The organism is Pseudomonas sp. ML2-2023-3 (genome assembly GCF_037055275.1).
Lineage (GTDB): Bacteria > Pseudomonadota > Gammaproteobacteria > Pseudomonadales > Pseudomonadaceae > Aquipseudomonas.
The window spans coordinates 3,466,595-3,483,536 of record NZ_CP146343.1 but is presented as its reverse complement, the minus strand read 5'-3'; the positions used below and the strand labels follow the sequence as shown (position 1 = coordinate 3,483,536).

The window sequence follows — 16,942 nt, the reverse complement described above, 5'->3', positions numbered from 1 at the left end:
CACCCTCGGGTGGCTTTTTCGTTTTTTTGCCTTCGGCAAGCTGCGGCGCTGGTCAATCGCGCCGAAGTGATTATGCTGATGGCCTGCCTGGGAGATAGAAATGGCCTACGAATTTGATCTGTTTGTGATTGGTGCGGGTTCTGGCGGTGTACGCGCGGCCCGTTTTGCTGCAGGTTTCGGCGCGAAAGTAGCCGTAGCCGAAAGCCGCTATTTGGGCGGGACATGCGTCAACGTGGGGTGCGTACCTAAAAAGCTGCTGGTTTACGGTGCGCATTTTGCTGAAGATTTTGATCAGGCTTCAGGTTTTGGCTGGAGCCTGGGAGAGGCGAACTTTGATTGGGCGACCCTGATTGCTAACAAGGACCGCGAAATCCATCGCCTGAACGGCATTTACCGCAACTTGCTGGTGAACAGCGGCGTCACCTTGATGGAAGGTCACGCCAAACTGACCGGGCCCAACGAAGTTGAAGTCAATGGTCAGCGCCACACCGCCAAACATATTCTGATCGCCACCGGTGGCTGGCCGCAGATCCCCGAGATCCCGGGCCATGAGCACGCGATCAGCTCCAACGAAGCGTTCTTTCTCAAAGAGTTGCCCAAGCGTGTACTGGTCGTGGGCGGGGGGTATATCGCCGTTGAGTTCGCGGGGATTTTCCACGGCCTGGGGGCCAAAACCTCCTTGCTGTATCGCGGTGACATGTTCCTGCGCGGTTTTGACGGTGCGGTGCGCAAGCATTTGCACGAAGAGCTGACCAAGCGCGGCATGGATGTTCAGTTCAACGCCGATATTGAGCGCATCGACAAGCAGCCTGACGGCAGCCTCAAGGCCACGCTCAAAGACGGTCGTGAGCTGGTCGCCGATTGTGTGTTCTACGCCACGGGTCGTCGTCCGATGCTCGATAACCTGGGCCTGGAGAACACCGGGGTCAAATTCGACAAGCGCGGTTTTGTTGAAGTGGACGATCTGTACCAGAGTGGCGAACCGTCGATTCTGGCTATCGGTGATGTGATCGGTCGCGTGCAGCTGACCCCGGTGGCACTCGCTGAAGGCATGGCCGTGGCACGCCGCCTGTTCAAGCCTGAGCAATATCGCCCGGTGGATTACCAAATGATCCCGACAGCGGTGTTCAGCCTGCCCAACATCGGCACAGTGGGCTTGAGCGAAGAGCAGGCGGTTGAAACCGGGCACAAGGTGCAGATTTTCGAGAGCAGCTTCCGGCCCATGAAACTGACCCTGACCGAATGCCAGGAACGTACGCTGATGAAGCTGGTGGTCGATGCCGACACCGACAAGGTGCTGGGTTGCCACATGGTTGGCCCGGAAGCGGGAGAGATCGTGCAGGGACTGGCGATTGCCTTGAAGGCGGGGGCGACCAAACAGCACTTTGACGAAACCATCGGGGTACACCCGACGGCCGCCGAAGAGTTTGTGACCATGCGTACACCGGTTAAACGCTAAAACCTGTAGATACTCTGTTGCCAGCCGACCTGTTCAGAGCAATGTGCACCGCTAAAAAGGTCGGCCTGTAGGCCGCCTCGGCGGGCAGTTGATCTTGTTTTTGCACTGGTTTTTGATCTGCCTGCCCTTCGGGAGGCCGAGAGGAGGTTCTGCGTAGTGGGTCGACCGGGATGGATGCCGGGAGAGCCGTGTTGGGCCATCCATGGCCCATCGCGGCTGGCGCGGCGTCCTGCCGCGCCACCCCCATAACAGCACCTGCGTTCGGCCTTCTGTGATGGGCATTCGCGTCGTCTGGACATACGTGTGGCTCCAGCAAAAGCAAAAGCAAAATACATCGCAGAAGCCACAGAACCTTGCACAAAACGTTTTAGCGCCAACATACAAGCAGCTGCCGAAGGAACGAAGGCTGCGTCGCAGTGGCGCACCAACCGAACGCAGCCTCGCTTCGCTCCTCAGCGGCTACAGGTGCTGTGCGTGATTACCTGAAGTCGGCATACGGAATCAACGGCTGTACCGGCAATGGCAAGTTGCCCTGCCAGACGTCGAAGGTATAACGCAGATAGAGCATCGCCCGGCTGGGTGCGTAGCTGTCACTGTGCTGATAGAGCAAACCGCCTCCCAACACCAGATGGTCCGACAGCCTGCGCTCCACCAGTCCTTGCAGGCGGTAGCCGATACCCGTACTGCTGCCGCCTGACGTCTGGCCCAGGCCGTCGGCCAGCTGGAAGCCTCGCTCGTCCAGTCCCTGGATCAGCTTGTCGTTCAGCCCGCTGAGTGGGTAAAGGTCATTGGCGTCAGTCTTGGCATACGACCAGCTCACCGAGCTCTCCAGGGCCACCGACCAGTTGGCGGTACGGAACGCATAGTTCAGCGGCACGCCAATCGAATAGTACTTCTGCGGGCTGTAGTAGCCGCCCTGGCCCAGGGTGTACTCACTCAAGTCCTTGTCATACCCCCAGTACATCAGCGTCAGACCGGTGCGCATACGTTCGTCGGCGCGTTCGACCAAACGATAGTAGTAACCGGCCATGGCCGTGCTCTTGTGGTTGTCTTCCACGTTCTTGCCGCGCAACCAGTGCTGGCCGAAGCTGGCCCATACGCCGTCCACGCCACCCTCGTCGTGGCTCAGGCTCAAGGTCAGGCCGTTGGAGGTGACACCGCCCCAGGTAATCCCTGTAATGGGGTCTGTGGCACCGGCATAGGACAGGATCGAGTTGCTCAAGGGGCGACGCGAGCCGGTCAGGGTCCAGCCCACGGACTCGAACTTGCTGCTGTAGGCCACGCCGCCCAGCCAGTTGGGCACTTTGAAGTTGTCCGGCGTGCGACCGATGTCGACATTCCAGACTTCGTTCTTCCAGCCAGCGGCCATCATGGTGCCGTTGACCGACTGGGAACTGTCTTCGCAACCTGACAAGTCGGGGCTGGTAGTGCCCTTGACGTTGTATTTCACGGCGCAGGTACCGTAATTTTCGCGAACCAACCCGTCGGGATCGGCACTGAATTTACCCGCATCCATATTCAGCTGTTCTGCACGTAAAAAGCCGGTGCCATCCGCCACTGGCAGGTCCAGTTGCAGGATGGTGGTGCGGGTATCCGTATCTGATGTACCGGCAGAGGCGTTGTCCGAGCGCCACCCGTAATCGGTGTACAGGTGGACCGTAGGATTTTGCCGCTGGTACAGCTCATCCACGTCGCTGCGCAGGCTACGGGCCAGCCACTGATCATCGTCCTTCTCGCGACTGGCCATGGTCATTGCGCGGTTGTCGCGAGGGTTGGCCTGCTCAGGAGTAATCAGGCCCGCGGCAGCCATACTCTTGGAGTAGTAATCCAGTGCCTGTTGCGGCTCCTTGACCGACATCAGCCGCGCCGCATCGCGGTACACCAGCGGATCGGCCTGGGGTGACTTGAGCAGTTGCGCGTAGATGGCCCGGGCTTTGTCAGGCTCGCCCACGGCGACCCAGGCATTGGCCACCCGTCGTTGTTCGGAAGAGGTCAATACGGTGCCGGGGGCCGGATTGAACTGTGCCAGTTGTTGCCGGGCTGCAGGCAGTTGCCGGTTGGCAATCAGGGTTTCGATTTGCCCCAGTCGTGCCCCGGTATTGGCGGGATCCTTCTTCAGCACCTGGCCATACAGGCTTTGCGCTTGCTCGAAGTCGCCGCGCTCCTGGGCCCAGCCAGCGACGGTCATCAGGTCGTCGCTGTCGCTGGTTTGCATCAACAGGGCAATGGCTTGCGGTTCATGACCTTCTGCGCGCAGGCGTTCGGCGCGGGCAACCAGTACGTTGCGCTGCAGGCGTGAGTCCAGCTCACGCATGGAGTCGGTCCATTGCGCCGTGGGCAATTTCTCCAGCGCGCTCAGGGCGCTGGCATCGCGATCGGTGTTCGACAAATAAAGCGCGTAGGCGTAGATGGCTTCCGGGTTTCGCCCCTGGCGGTTCATCAATTGCTTGAAGCTGTCATCGGCTGCGCCAGGCTGGTTGATCTCGCGCTGGGCGTTGGCCAGGCGGTAAGTCACCCAGGGTTCATCAGGGCTCAGGTTGCGGATCTTGCTCAGCAATGCGGCCACTTGCGGCCAGTCCTTGCGCTCGGTAGCCGCATCGGCCTGCTGGTTCAGTTCGTCCAGCTCCATGCTCTGGCGCAGCCCGGAGAATTCCTTCTGGCTGGAGGCGGGCAGGCCATTGAGAAATGCCTTGGCCTTTTGCGGGTCCTGGGCGCTGTATAAGCGAACCAGCCCCCTGACGGCGCTGCCATTACCCGGTTCCAGGCGACGGGCCTGCAACAGCAAGGCTTCCGCCTGGATATCGTCATGCTCGGCCTGTGCAACGCTGGCCAGGCCAATGAGTGGGTCGGCATCGGCGGGCTTGGTCTTGCGGGCCTGAGAAAATGCGTTACGTGCCGCTGGTAGGTTCTTTTGCTCAAGGGCCATGTCACCCTGGCTGAGCAACATGCGGTAGCGGCTGGCGTCCATCAGGTCCTGCCACTTGCTGATGTTGGAGGTGTCTTGTTCCTTGGTTCGCGCCGTGGAGAAGCTGGTGTTGGCTTCGGCATAGCGGCCCTGACGAAACAGCGCCATGCCCAGGGCACCGTAGAGGGTCGGATCGTCCGGATATTGTTTGAGGGCGCTGCGCAATTGCCCTTCAGCGGCCACCGGATTGCGCGACTGATCAATCATCTGTTTGCCTTGAGCCCCCGCGTTCCACGCCGGATCGCCAAGCAAACGCTGCTGTTGTTGCAGGTTCTTGTTGGCCTCACCGATCAGTGGAGAGTTGGGGTAGCGGGCGATAAACCCCTGCCAGGCCTGGGCCGTAGTGCGATCGATGGGTAATGTGCCGAGGTAGGTGTACTCACGCTCTGCGGCGGCGTTACTGGCAATCGGGTCGCTGGACAGTTCTTGCAGGACCACCAGGGCTTCTGGCGCCCTTTTTTCCCGAAACAGCAAGTCGGCCAGGGTTTGGCGCAGCCCGGCGTTGCCCGGGTATTGCTTATCCAGAGCCCGCAGTTGATCGATGACTTGAGGATGCTGGCCCGGGATATTGCTGCGGATACGCAGGTACTCCAGCGCCGTGGCGAAATCGGGTGGTGCATTGCCAAACAGTCGCTCGAAAATTGCAGCGGCCTCTTCAGGTCGGCCAGCGGCTGCAAACAGGCGCGCCTGCTGCAGGTCTTTGAGGCTTTGCGGGTCTTGCAACTTCATCAGGCTCTGGGCCTGGCGCAGCGCCGCTGAGTCGGGGGCAACGCTTTGCAATTGCGCCAGACGCTGGCGGGCCAGATCCGGATTCTTGTCCAGCAATGCCTGGCGTATAGACGCGACCAGCGCCTGCGGGTCGTTGGGGGCGATCAATTGCAGCCGTGCCAGTGAGGCGCGTACCAGATCTTCCCGGTACATGGCTTCACCGATACGTACCTGCTCCAGTAGCCACTGTTGCTGTTCCTGCACCGTGGTCGGTTGTGCAATGGCTGCAGTGGACAATCCACCGAGCAGGAACGCCCACGTTGTTATTTTTGGCATGTCTTGATCCACGAAGGTAAAAGCTGCCCATCCTTGTCAAAGCGATAGCGTTCTTCATCCCAGCCCTGGCCAAACAGCAGCAGCGACTGGTTGTAATAAGCATCCGCCGCAGGCGGTTGTTGCTGGATCCGTGCCTGTTGTACGGCCAGTGCAGGGGAGTCCAGACTTGCCAGTAACGGCAGCATGGCGGCGGAAAAACCCACCGGGCCCGTTCCGGTGTATTTACCGGTCACTGCATTCACGCTTTCCGGTGGATAGCCCAGGGTTTGAGTCAGGTTGGCCATCGGCGCAAAGTGCTGTTGCAGGACCTGACGGTTGGCTGCGTCTGGAGCCAGCATGCCGACCCACAGGTAGACGCGAATGGCATCGTAGTCGCCTTGGGAGCCGTCCTTGGTGTCGGGAGCCCAGCCACCACCGGCTTTCCATAACAGCCAGTCTGGGGCAAAACCTTTGGGTGAAGTCTCTATCAACATGCGCTGCTGATTGCTCGCCAGCTCAGCCCATATCGGTGAAATCCGGGCAAAGCGTGCCAACAGTTGCGGTGGCAGATAGCTGGGGTTCATGCGCCAGCCTTTGGGGCTGTCGAACCCCACATCGCCGGGCAACAGCATCAGGCCCAGGCGGGGCAATTTGCGCAGGCTTTGGGCCGCACTGCGCCAGAGGATGTTTTGCCCCAGCGCGACGTACTCGGGCCACTGCCACAGGCGTCCGGCTTCAAGCAGGCTGTAGGCGATCCACAGATCGGCATCGCTGGCATTGTTGCTGTCCAGGATGTGCCACTGGCCGCTTTTGTCGCGCCCCCATTGCCAGGCAGGCAGATGACCTTCAAGGCTGCCATCTGCCAGGTTATTGCGGGTCCATTCGAGAATCGAGGTGAAGCTTTTCCTGTCGTTGGCCAGCAAGGCAAAAAACAGCCCGTAACTCTGGCCTTCCGACGTCGTGATCAACTGCGTCGACGAGGCATCGATGATGCGCCCGTCGCTGCTCATCATGGTTTTCTTGTAACTGTCCCAGGCGGGCCAGTCACAGGATGCCGCACTCGCCACCAGGGGAAGACAACCCAAGGTCGAAGTCAGGGCGAGTGCCGCCAGTCGTTTCATGGCCTTAGTCATCCTTGTGCAGACGACGGTTGGCCGCCCAGCTCAGGGCACGCCACAGCAGGAAGGCGCTGAGCAGAACGCTGATCACTGCCAGTATGGCCAGCAATACCGGGTGCTCTGACAGCTGGTACCACAACAGCAGGTACCACGGCAGGTTGCCGACAAAGTATTGATCACCGACCAGTTGACTGTAGACGCCGCTGCTGCGAACCAGTGCCACAGAGCCTGCCACCGCGTCCAGCTTGCCGCTGTCGCCCAAGGCCTCGCGCAGCAGGTTGTAGTCGGCATCCTCATTGCCCAGCAATGCGACAATGCTGCGCTGGTTGTGGGTAGGTGACTGCATGCCCAACATGGCCGCAATCGGTGCCTGGGCCGTAACTTCGGTTTTGTTGGCCGGTGTGTTGCGACCGTCGGTTGACGGCCCGCGGCGGTTGTTGGCATCAATGCCAGTAGTGCCATAAGGCTGCACCAGCATGTCGTGCTGACGTTGCAACAGCACGCTCATGTCCGGGTTGTCGCGCAACTCCGGGGCCATCTCGCCCAGTAACAGCAAGTCGACATCCTCCTTGGACGCCGACGCCCAGTCATCGCTCAGGCGCACACCAAAGGCCGGGTAGCCGGAGCGGGCAGAAATGCCGGATACCGTTTCAAGCAGGGTGCTGATCTGTGTCGGTGAAGCGTTGCTTGGAACCACCACGATGGATTCGGACATGTCGGCCATGCGGCTGAACGGGAAGCCGCTGCGCACAAATGCCTTGAGGTCCGGCATGCTGATGTAGTGGTGATAACCGGACATGTCGATGGTGGAGTCTTCATCGATGATGGCCTGGGTGTTGGCCGGCAGGATGGTCTGGCAGCGATCACGCTGGGAACTGCCCACGGTGCTGGCAAAGTTGAAATCGAAACGCAGGCGGTTGCGGTCGCCAATTTTCAGCGAGGGTACGATCAGCTTTTCATTGACGTTTGCGGTGTCATTGGACAGCACCGCCAAGCGCAGCTCTTCCAGGTTGCTGGTGTCTTTGCGCAGCAACGGGAGGCTGGTGATGAACTGGTCGTTGAGGCTGATATTGAGGCGTGAATCATCATTGGCCGACGGTGCGGTGTAGCGGTATTGAGTGCGCAGCGGGATACCCTGGTTACGCCACACGAAAAGATCGGGTGGCAGGTTTACATCCAGGGTGATGGGACGCGGCTGCAACCCGCTGACCTGCAATTGTTGCGGGTAGGTAATAAGCTCGGCAAAACGCACTGGCCGGTCGGTCCGCATCCAGGCCGGAGCATCGTAGGGTTTGCGCGGGTGCAGCTCCTGAACCTTGTCGATGGTAACGCGCGAACCGCGCAGCAAATTACCGCCCAGGGCCAGAGCCTTGGCAGCAGTGGTCAGGTCTTCTTCGTTGCGGCCCATGATCAGCAGGACTTTGCTGTAGGGCGCATCCGGGTGATCGATCATTTCGACCACAGGCGCCGTCACGGCCGGGAATTTTTCCAGGTCGCTCATGAAGGCCGGACGGTGATCGTTCGTGGCGAAGACTACGGTCGGTTGCACTGCATCCTTGTTCTGTACCCCTGGCAGCGTATCGAACGACACCGGGAAACTTGCGCCACGCCAGTTGGACTGACTGCCAAAGTAAGAGGCCAGGATCGTGGCCGCTTTCTGTTCACCCAGCGTCGGGTTGGCGGCGAACACAAATGGCAGTTCCAGCTTGCTGTTGTTGCGTGGATCAAAGAACGGCAGCGGGAAGAACGCCAGGTCGTTTTGCAGGCTCAGGGCCTGTTCTTGCAAGGTAATAGCGCTACCGCGGCTGATATTGACCCACAACGTGTTGTTGGCCGGGTCTTCACAGATATCGGTGTAATGACCGACAAACTCCAGCCGCAGGCGGTTGAAGTCCGAAATCAGCCGTGGATCAAGGGCTATTTTCTGCGTGGTTTTGCGCCCCAGCTGGTCTTTCTCAATCGGCAGAACGCCCATCAGCACATCGTTGAGGTACACCCGGATATGTGAAAGCGTCGGGATCAATGCAGGTGAGGGCGTGTAGTCCAGCTGCAGGCTGGCATCGCTGGCAATCCGGTCGCGACGCAGGCTGAACTCCACCATGTCTGAGCTGTTGATCCCTAGCAGCAGGGAGTCTGTGGCTCGCCCCAACTGTTCGAATGAGTAGGTGACTGGCCAGCTTGGCAGCACCTGATCCGTCTGGGCGACCGCCGGCTTGGGCAGTGGAGCGGGCACAGGTGAATTGCCAGGTAAAGGCAAGGGGGCCGACATAAGCTGCGAGGCGAAGGTCATCAGCGCGAGGCTGGCGAAGATAGCTTTTTTAGATAGACGACTCATGATCTGCTCACTGGCCGGGAGATAAGGGGGGTAGGTGCTTCGGGCATGCGCGGCAAAAAGCTGCCCAGCCACTGAAAAATGAGCAAAAACGGTTTCGCGATGACGCGTATCCACTTGGGCAGGTATTCATAAAGGCGGTAATAGCCTTTGACGCCCAGGGCCAGAATCTCCTTGAGACTCTGGATCGGCTTGTCAGCCTCAAACCCGCTGTTGTGGTCAAGCCAGGCATCGGCGCGGCCAAAGGTGCACTGCACGAACTCGATCTTTTGTTCGGGCGGCAACTGGGCAAAGCTCAAGCCGATAAACCGGTCGCTGGAGCGGGTCAGAGTACCGGTGAACACAAACTCGCGGTTGCCCCGCTGAAGGATCAGCGATACCTGTGTGCCGACGGGCAGTTGCAGGGCCTGGCTCACTTGCAGGCCGACGCCACCGTCCGAGTAGTCCACCAGTTCACAAGGGTAGCTGTGCCCGTCGGACAATCTGATGGCCCCTGGCAAACGGGCAAGTACACGGTGCGTGGTGCGCACCTGGCGCACCTCGGCCGCAACGGCAACCGCAGCACCAATGATCAGCAGGTTGTAAATCACCCACAGCACACTGACGAGGATGGTGAAGATCTCATCCTTTGGCCCGGTAAAGAGGCGCCAGACGGCAAATCCCAGGCCGACCACGTTGAGCACCGACAGCACCAGATACGGTTTGGCGGTCTGCCAGTCGAACTGGTTTTCTTCCATCATGCCGCCCTTGGCGGTCACGTTGAACTTGCCCCGCGACGGGCTGAACAATGCCACGGTGGTGGGTCGTGCGATGTACCAGGCCAGCACGGTCTCGTACACCTCGCCCCAGAATGTCTGGCGGTAGGCGCCTTGCATCCGTGAGTTGGTGAGGCTGGCGTGGATCATGTGCGGCAACACGTACAGCAGGATCATCACCGCCGGGGCGTAGATGATGTAGGCGTGCAGCAACAGGAAGGCCAGGGGCGCAGTGAGGAACACCAGCCGTGGCAACCCCACCAGGAAGTGCATCATGGCGTTGGTGTAGCAGATGCGCTGGAAGATGGTCAGGCCCTTGCCCAGCAGCGGGTTGTCGGTGCGGAAAATCTGCACCATGCCCCGTGCCCAGCGGATGCGCTGGCCGATATGCGCCGACAGGCTCTCGGTTGCCAGGCCTGCTGCCTGCGGGATGCGCAGATAGGCCGAGGTCCAGCCGTTGCGGTGCAGGCGCAGGGCGGTGTGGGCATCTTCGGTCACGGTTTCGACCGCGAACCCGCCAATGGAGTCAATCGCAGTACGGCGCACGATGGCGCAGGAGCCGCAGAAAAACGCAGCGTTCCACATGTCGTTACCGTCCTGGATCAAACCGTAAAACAGCTCGCCTTCGTTGGGGCGGTTACGGAAGGTACCCAGGTTGCGCTCGAACGGATCAGGTGACAGGAAGTGGTGCGGGGTCTGTACCAGCGCCAGGGTCGGGTCACGCAGGAACCAGCCAACCGTCAACTGCAGGAAGGAGCGGGCAGGCATGTGGTCGCAGTCAAAAATCGCCACCAGATCGCCGTCGATCAAGGTCAGTGCATGATTGAGGTTACCGGCCTTGGCGTGGCGGTTGTCGGTCCGGGCGATGTAGTTGATGCCCACCTCTTCGGCGAATGCCTTGAAGCTTGGACGGTTGCCGTCATCAAGCAGGTGAATGCGCAGCTTGTCTTTCGGCCAGTCGATGCCAAGCGCGGCGTACACCGTGCCACGGGTTACGGACAGCTCTTCGTTGTACGTCGGAATCAACAGGTCGACGACCGGCCATTGCTCCATGTCTGCGGGCAATTGCGCCGGTTGGCGATTGAGCGGCCATGAGGTCTGCACATAGCCCAGCAACAGGATCAGCCAGGAGTAGGTCTCGGCGATCAGCAGAATCAGGCCGCAGATCAGATCCAGATTGTCGTTCCAGTTCAGGGTCGAGGTGTACCGCCACCACAGGTAGCGGCACGAAACGATGATCGACAATACGATCAGCAACAAGGTCGGAAAGCGTCCCGGCATGCGGCGCACCAGCATTGCCAGTACCCACAACAGGATCACGAACACCAGTTGCGCCAGATAACCGAAAGGCTCGGTGATACACAGCACAATCAAGGCCAGTGCGATGATGCCAATGCCGATGTAGAGCACCTTGCGCAGAGGCCACTGCATGGTGTTCCACCAGTGGGAGCCTTTACTGACCTGCGGGCTGATCGCCGTGGGTAAATGGGCAAAGGAATTGGACAGCAGGTTCCACGGACGCTGGACAATATTGAGCACCAACGACACCCAGGAGCCCAGGCGCTGACGGAAACGCTGGCGCCCGATCTGGTTCAGGTTCGGCGTACGCACCAGCAGCAGCCACACGGTTTGCACGACATAACGCAACGGGTCGCCAATGGTGGATCGCTTCTGGGCCAGGTGCGGATACAGGCGTCTGTGCTGATCACGCAAGGCTTTCCAGTTGCGCGACTCAAGGCGCAGAAAGATCCAGCCCAGGGCCTGGATCAGCGCCAGAATAAAGGCCGTGAACCGGGTGCAGTTCTGCTCACGCCACAAGCGTGTGTAGGGGAACCAGTGCGCAATCATTCAGCCCTCCTGCCGCGAAGCAGGCACCAACTGGCCAGGCTGATGACATCCAGTGCAATCAGGCTGGTGGGTGCATAGCGTCCTGCGGGCTCGCTTCTGGCCAGGGCTTCACCCATGGCTTCGTCTGCGTGCAGGTTCACAGGCACCAGTGCCTGGGCATAGCGGTGCTGCCAGATCAGCAGCAGATCCCGTTGCAGCTGGCTGGCGGCATCGAAACGGTTGACCAGAAACAGCGGCGTTTGCGCCAGTTGCGGTTGCAACAATACGTGGCAGGCGGCGTCGGCGTTGAGCACCATGATTGAAATACTGCAGTGCGGGTTGGCCATGTGGCCTGGCAAGCGCTGCGGCAGATCGAACAGTATCCAGTCAAAGGCGTCTGCCATCGCGGCCTGGCGCTGACTCCAGAGTTGTGGCTGCTCAAGTAGCAGGCCGTCGAGCTGGATGAATTCGACCGGTTGCAGTTGCCCGTAGGGCAGCACGCACAGGCCGGGCTCTACACACCATGCATGCTCATGCCAGGGTTGCTGATCCAGAGTCGCCCGGGCCCAGCCCTCGCAGGGTGCCAGGTCCATGTTGAAATGCAGGCCGAGGGAGTTCTCCGGGCACATGTCCACCAGCAGGACCCTCTGTCCCAGCTCATGCAGCGCATGGCCCAGCGCCGCCAGGGTTGAGCTGGTACCCACGCCACCGCGCACGCCACGCAAACTCATGGCAATCATGGGGTGTGCTCCGTGTCTTTATCCAGATCAAGGGGCGGCGTGTGCTGCGCCTCCAGATACGCCAGCAACGGCCAGCGCTCAAAAGCCTGCAACAGCTCCATATGCGCCGACACGTCGATGTATTCCAGGGCGTGCAATTCCATCATCGACTTGAGCCGGGCGATATCATCGGCACGCTCTTTGCGCGAAAGGATATCGGCGCTTATTTGAACCGCTGTGGGTAAGGCAGCCATCCGCCGTTCTCCTTGATTCGCACATAGGGCTTGCCGTTGTAATCAAGCACGACGGTCCCTGAGTTTTCAGATACTTTCGGGGTTTGTGGAAGATTGGTCAGCAGTCTGGACCAGTCCACGGTCTGGCCATTGCTCAGTGCCGGGTCGGCATACAGGCGCGCTATGATTTCGGCGACCGCCAGGTAGCTGCTTGGCTCGCTGATATGGACGGGCGAGGATTGGCCGTTATCGCCCATGTTGATCAGCTTGATGCCAACCGGTACGTGGGTGATCGAGTCGCTCGGGATTTCGCGCATCCCGGCAATCTGCATGCGGTCACCATGCAGCGCGGCACCATGTTCGGGAACGATGGCCACCACCACGCGGCGTCCACTCTTTTGCAGTTCCTTGAGGAACGCATTGAGGTCGTCGAGCAGGACCTGTGCGCGGCTGCTGTAGTCAGCTGGCTGGGTGCCGCCATCAGACTGCACTTGCCGGTTGCCGTCATGCAGGCTGGTGGTGTTGTAGAACAGCGCCATGTTGGGCGTGTCCTCGGCCATGCGGTGTTGCCACCACTTGCCCAATACATCGCGGTCGCGCCAGATAGGTGAGCCATCAAAACCTACGTACGTCCTTGGCAGGCCTGCAGGGACTACGCCCAGTGCCGGAGGCGGCAACTGGCCCTGCTCGCGGACTTCCTGGAGGAAGCCGTCGAATGCACCCGTGTGGTTGAGCATCAGCTCGTTGGAGAAACCCAGCTTGCGCAAGTCATCGAACAACAGGCATTGATCTGCCGGTTGCTTGTAGAGCTGTGCATGGGAGGTCTGGCCGCAACTGGCGCGCATCAAACGGATAGCTGCAGGGCCACTGTAGGCGGTGGCCGAGTTGAAGTTGTCGAAAATCACGTCCATCTGACTGAACAGCGTGTTATCGCGCAAGCCCACGGCTTCAAGGTCATCCCAGGCCATGGAGCAAATGTTGATCACCAACAGGTCAAAAGGCGGCGGCTTGACGACAGGCTCCTTGAAGTCGACTTTGCGGGTCGATTCAGTGAGGTAAAACTTGTCCAGATAACCATTGAGCGTCGCATCGTCAGGCTCGCCCACGCTGCTGGTTTGTCCACCGGTAACGGCTTGAGTGCCGGCCATTTGTGGCGCGACCGAAGGGGGCAGCAGCCATTGCAGGTTACCCATGCCCAGCCAGGCAAAACCCAGCAGGGTGAAGGTCGTCAGGCGCAGCCACTGATTGAGGAACAGGTAGCCCACGATCAACAGCAGCAACATGGCGCACACTTGCCAGTCGATGAATCGCCCCAGCAACTCGACCACGTAGTCAAAGGAGAAATCCAGTACCCCGGGCTGTGCCAGCAACCGGGAGAAGGGCGGGAACCAGGTGTCCTGATACAGCAGCGCCACGGCCACCAGGATCGCAATCAGGGTGCGCGCACGGCGCAGCACAGGGTTGGCGATCGGGATCAGCAACACCACCGCAAAAATCAGGTTGGGCAATATCTGGAGATTCAGGTGCCCTGTCCAGGCCAGCAGGAACTTGGCCAGGAAATACAGGTTCCAGGCTCCCAGGCCGCGCCAGGGTCCGGCAATTTTTTGCGCCGGTGCGTCAGACTTAAACAGACTCATCAGGCGTTCTCTGAGCAGGGCTGGCAGGCATGCGACGTCTGACGCCGCACGATTTCATATAGCGAGGTGACAGGTACTGCTCGAAATGCTTTTTCAGGAACATCCGGATGCGCTGCCAGAACAGCGTCAGCAGTATGGTGACCACACAGGTCAATGCAATGACATCGATCAGCTCAAGGAACGTCATGACTGTGGCTCACTGAGAGGAAGCGTGAATCGTTGAGGATTTAGCGGTGCACGCTCACTGACGCCCGGTGTCGGCATGATGGCCGGTGCCTCGACGGGGATATGCAAATGCGCCGGTACCGCCCGGGCCTTTGTGAAGGTCTGTGCAGGCAGGTCGGAAGGCCCGCTCAACATGCGGCGCTGGGTGAACATGTCACGCCAGGGCAGACGACAGATGTTGCCCAGTGCCGGCTCCAGTCCATCTGCACGGCAGGCAAACAGAAACAGGTACAGCTCACCGTCCAGCAGGCAGGCGAAGTCGCCAAAACGACGAAGGCACATCTGGTTCAAAAACAGTTCCTCGCCCAGTCCCGGTACAGGCTCGAACTTCATCAGCTGATGGGTCACTTCACCTGAGCTGTCCCTGTAGATCTGCGATACGGCCTCATAAAAGTCATTGGGGCTGACCAGCCCGCGAATCTGAGGCGGGCGCTGACGCTCAAGCAGCGTCTTGAAGTCGATGCTCTGGGTGTATTGCCAGCGTTGGCCCTGAATGCTTTCGATCATGCTCAGGAACCTGGAAAGCAGTGTGCCGTCGGGAACGATCATGTTGGCGCCACACGCCAGCAGCAGGCGCTCGTCGCGATAGCGCACCGACGGCTCCATTTCACGTACGACGATTTTCAGTTCGGGGCCGCAATGTTCCCGTAAGTCGTGCAGCTGCTGGGCCAGTTCGAGTAGCTGGTAACTATTGTCGATGCCCACGATAACGGTGGCCGCACGGGCAGACTCGGCGGCTTCAAGCAACGCCTCACGGCCTTCGAACAGGTACCAGTGTTTAGACATCGGCGGCGCACCTTCCAGTACGGTGCGCTCGGCGAGGTACACGTGCTGATCGTCGGCCACCCGTGGCTGGGTATCGACCACCGCTTGGGGAATCAGCGTCAGGGCATTGCCTTTATCGGTGAGTTTGAATTCCTGGCCAGCAGTTACACCCAGTTCGTTGTGCCAGAAGTGCAATTGGTAGCGCAGATCGCCGTTGAAGCGGTACAGGCGACTTAAACCGGACAGGGTCTGGTTAAGTTGCAGCAATTGGGCATGCAGCAGCGCAGCTTCGCCGTGGGTAATCACCAATAGCGTTGCGTTGCGCTCAAGCAGCCACCCGCGTATGCGCTCGATCCAGCGTTGCAACTGGATGGCCGTAGTCGATTCGGCCCAAGTGTTCGAGGGCAGCACCAGCAGGATCTGGCTTGAAGGGAGTATGCCGGCACGGCCAAGATCGCGGGTCAGCGTGGCCAGTCCAGGCTCTATGATTCTCTGGGCGATTTCAAACAGCTTGAGCTTGCCGGGACCGCGATCGGGTGCCATATCGCTGATGATCTGCTGGACCGAACCGGCACCTGCAATCAGCGTGGCTGGCACGCTTTCGGGTAATGCTTCAAGAAATTGCCTTGCCAGCAGTTTTGCGTCAGTCGAGTGATCGACCGTGACCCAATACAAGCCGCCTGCGCGCAACACAATCTGTTGATCCAGCAATCCGCTGATGGCCAAACTGATATGAACCAAGCGTAAAGTCCCCCCAGTGAAAAGCATTTATTGAGGCGTCTGGTACTGTCATTCATGCAAAACAATCACTTGCGCCTTTTGGGGCTAACCTTTTATGGCGCCAATTATATGACTGTCAACATGTTACCCAGTAATTCTGGCCGTTTATTGTTATGGGCGTGCTGCCTGCTTTGTCTGTCACAAGCGTAGTACTACAGCTCAGGTTGTGTCGGAAAGTCAGCAGCTTATCACCGGAAAATTATCAAACCCATGATTTGCCGCGTTAAAAAGTCAAAAAAATACCGCCTATGTGAATCAAGTCATTAAATTGGCACTTTGGTTGTGGGGGTTGACTGGCAAGGGCTGCAGGGCATGCAAGGCAGGTTTTGCTGTGTAAAGTGCCTGAGACGGCGGGGTAGAAGGGGGACTAAAGTGCTCTCCCGGCTTTCTGACGGGCCTTTTGCGTGCTATTGCTTAGGTGGTTCATCGCGAACTGAATACTTTCGATCAGGTTCTCCCTCAGAGCCTGACCCCGTAACCAAGATGTCCATGAGGTGTATCTATGCCAGTCAAGCACGACTTGTTACAGGACTTGGGGCTTACCAAAGAGGCCGTCAGCAAGTTTCGCAGCGAAAACCCTCATCTGAATCAGCTGTTTGTGCAGTACGGCGAAAAAGATGCCGAAGTGGTTGAGGCTGAAGCCAACGATGCAATAGGGGTTGCGGATGATGTGCTGCGCAAGCTCAAGGAGCAGCGCCTCCTTATCAAGGATAAAATCGCGCAAATCTTGAGCGCTTAAGTCATCGCACGTTGCAGGAAGTACACATGTCTCAAATCATCAAAATTGTGGCCACATTGCGCGCCAAACCTGGTCATGGCAGAACGGTAGAACAGGCCCTGCGCGCCTGTGTCGAAGGCTCCCGAGCCGAGCCTGGCTGTCGTTTCTATGACCTGCACGTGGATCGAACCGATCCTGAGTGCTTTGTATTCATTGAAGGCTGGGCGGACATGGAGGCTATTGAGCACCACAAAACCACCCCGCACTATCAGGCGATGACCCATGCGGTGGGTGATCTGCTGGCCCACCGTGAAGTGTTGCTGCTGGACGAACTGAGCATTTAAGGCTCAGGGGCAATGGTGCAGCACCCTGCGGCGGCCCTTAGA

Annotated in this window: 12 protein-coding genes; 3 read left to right on the top strand and 9 right to left on the bottom strand. The window is 59.2% G+C overall.

From position 1 onward, the window contains the following. Positions 1–100: 100 nt before the first annotated feature. Entirely contained in the window at positions 101–1,459 is a 1,359-nt protein-coding gene (gene gorA / locus V6P94_RS15930) for a glutathione-disulfide reductase (RefSeq protein WP_326397907.1), read from the top strand. Positions 1,460–1,937: 478 nt separating this feature from the next. Here the strand turns inward: gorA and bcsC are convergent, their stop codons facing one another. The 9 genes from bcsC to bcsE are packed head-to-tail and all read right to left on the bottom strand — an operon-like array spanning position 1,938 to position 15,799. Then, positions 1,938–5,468, bottom strand: a complete 3,531-nt coding sequence (bcsC, locus tag V6P94_RS15925; protein ID WP_326397906.1) for a cellulose synthase complex outer membrane protein BcsC — start codon at positions 5,466–5,468, stop codon at positions 1,938–1,940. After that, the gene (gene bcsZ / locus V6P94_RS15920; protein WP_326397905.1) at positions 5,456–6,568 is read right to left on the bottom strand and encodes a cellulose synthase complex periplasmic endoglucanase BcsZ; all 1,113 of its coding nucleotides are present in this window, start codon (positions 6,566–6,568) and stop codon (positions 5,456–5,458) included. Before bcsZ ends, bcsC begins: the two co-directional genes overlap by 13 nt. Positions 6,569–6,572: 4 nt before the next feature. Continuing rightward, a complete protein-coding gene (gene bcsB, locus V6P94_RS15915; protein WP_326397904.1) occupies positions 6,573–8,900 on the bottom strand; it encodes a cellulose biosynthesis cyclic di-GMP-binding regulatory protein BcsB in 2,328 nt (775 codons plus the stop codon). Further along, positions 8,897–11,500, bottom strand: a complete 2,604-nt coding sequence (bcsA, locus tag V6P94_RS15910) for a UDP-forming cellulose synthase catalytic subunit (RefSeq protein ID WP_326397903.1) — start codon at positions 11,498–11,500, stop codon at positions 8,897–8,899. The genes bcsB and bcsA overlap by 4 nt, the downstream gene beginning before the upstream one ends. Beyond that, a complete protein-coding gene (bcsQ, locus tag V6P94_RS15905) occupies positions 11,497–12,219 on the bottom strand; it encodes a cellulose biosynthesis protein BcsQ (RefSeq protein WP_326397902.1) in 723 nt (240 codons plus the stop codon). Before bcsQ ends, bcsA begins: the two co-directional genes overlap by 4 nt. Then, positions 12,216–12,452 carry a cellulose biosynthesis protein BcsR gene (gene bcsR / locus V6P94_RS15900; protein WP_133078079.1) on the bottom strand — a complete coding sequence of 79 codons (237 nt, stop codon included), beginning with the start codon at positions 12,450–12,452 and terminating at the stop codon, positions 12,216–12,218. Before bcsR ends, bcsQ begins: the two co-directional genes overlap by 4 nt. Next, positions 12,422–14,068, bottom strand: a complete 1,647-nt coding sequence (gene bcsG, locus V6P94_RS15895) for a cellulose biosynthesis protein BcsG (protein WP_338647650.1) — start codon at positions 14,066–14,068, stop codon at positions 12,422–12,424. The genes bcsR and bcsG overlap by 31 nt, the downstream gene beginning before the upstream one ends. Continuing rightward, the gene (gene bcsF, locus V6P94_RS15890; protein WP_133078081.1) at positions 14,055–14,255 is read right to left on the bottom strand and encodes a cellulose biosynthesis protein BcsF; all 201 of its coding nucleotides are present in this window, start codon (positions 14,253–14,255) and stop codon (positions 14,055–14,057) included. The genes bcsG and bcsF overlap by 14 nt, the downstream gene beginning before the upstream one ends. Continuing rightward, on the bottom strand, positions 14,252–15,799 hold the full coding sequence (gene bcsE / locus V6P94_RS15885; RefSeq protein ID WP_338647647.1) for a cellulose biosynthesis protein BcsE: 1,548 nt from the start codon (positions 15,797–15,799) through the stop codon (positions 14,252–14,254). Before bcsE ends, bcsF begins: the two co-directional genes overlap by 4 nt. 541 nt (positions 15,800–16,340) lie before the next feature. Between bcsE and V6P94_RS15880 the strand changes: the two genes are divergently transcribed. Further along, positions 16,341–16,577, top strand: a complete 237-nt coding sequence (locus V6P94_RS15880; RefSeq protein WP_133078083.1) for a DUF465 domain-containing protein — start codon at positions 16,341–16,343, stop codon at positions 16,575–16,577. A gap of 26 nt (positions 16,578–16,603) precedes the next feature. Further along, complete coding sequence (locus V6P94_RS15875; protein ID WP_133078084.1) at positions 16,604–16,900, top strand: antibiotic biosynthesis monooxygenase; 297 nt, start codon at positions 16,604–16,606, stop codon at positions 16,898–16,900. The last annotated feature ends 42 nt before the right edge of the window (positions 16,901–16,942 follow it).

What these genes read in the sequence shown, in the direction of transcription:
- gorA (WP_326397907.1), top strand. Translation starts at nt 101, where the DNA reads ATGGCCTACGAATTTGATCTGTTTGTGATTGGTGCGGGTTCTGGCGGT.
- V6P94_RS15875 (WP_133078084.1), top strand. Translation starts at nt 16,604, where the DNA reads ATGTCTCAAATCATCAAAATTGTGGCCACATTGCGCGCCAAACCTGGT.
- bcsZ (WP_326397905.1), bottom strand. Translation starts at nt 6,568, where the DNA reads ATGAAACGACTGGCGGCACTCGCCCTGACTTCGACCTTGGGTTGTCTT.
- bcsG (WP_338647650.1), bottom strand. Translation starts at nt 14,068, where the DNA reads ATGAGTCTGTTTAAGTCTGACGCACCGGCGCAAAAAATTGCCGGACCC.
- bcsQ (WP_326397902.1), bottom strand. Translation starts at nt 12,219, where the DNA reads ATGATTGCCATGAGTTTGCGTGGCGTGCGCGGTGGCGTGGGTACCAGC.
- bcsB (WP_326397904.1), bottom strand. Translation starts at nt 8,900, where the DNA reads ATGAGTCGTCTATCTAAAAAAGCTATCTTCGCCAGCCTCGCGCTGATG.
- bcsC (WP_326397906.1), bottom strand. Translation starts at nt 5,468, where the DNA reads ATGCCAAAAATAACAACGTGGGCGTTCCTGCTCGGTGGATTGTCCACT.
- bcsA (WP_326397903.1), bottom strand. Translation starts at nt 11,500, where the DNA reads ATGATTGCGCACTGGTTCCCCTACACACGCTTGTGGCGTGAGCAGAAC.
- bcsF (WP_133078081.1), bottom strand. Translation starts at nt 14,255, where the DNA reads ATGACGTTCCTTGAGCTGATCGATGTCATTGCATTGACCTGTGTGGTC.
- V6P94_RS15880 (WP_133078083.1), top strand. Translation starts at nt 16,341, where the DNA reads ATGCCAGTCAAGCACGACTTGTTACAGGACTTGGGGCTTACCAAAGAG.
- bcsR (WP_133078079.1), bottom strand. Translation starts at nt 12,452, where the DNA reads ATGGCTGCCTTACCCACAGCGGTTCAAATAAGCGCCGATATCCTTTCG.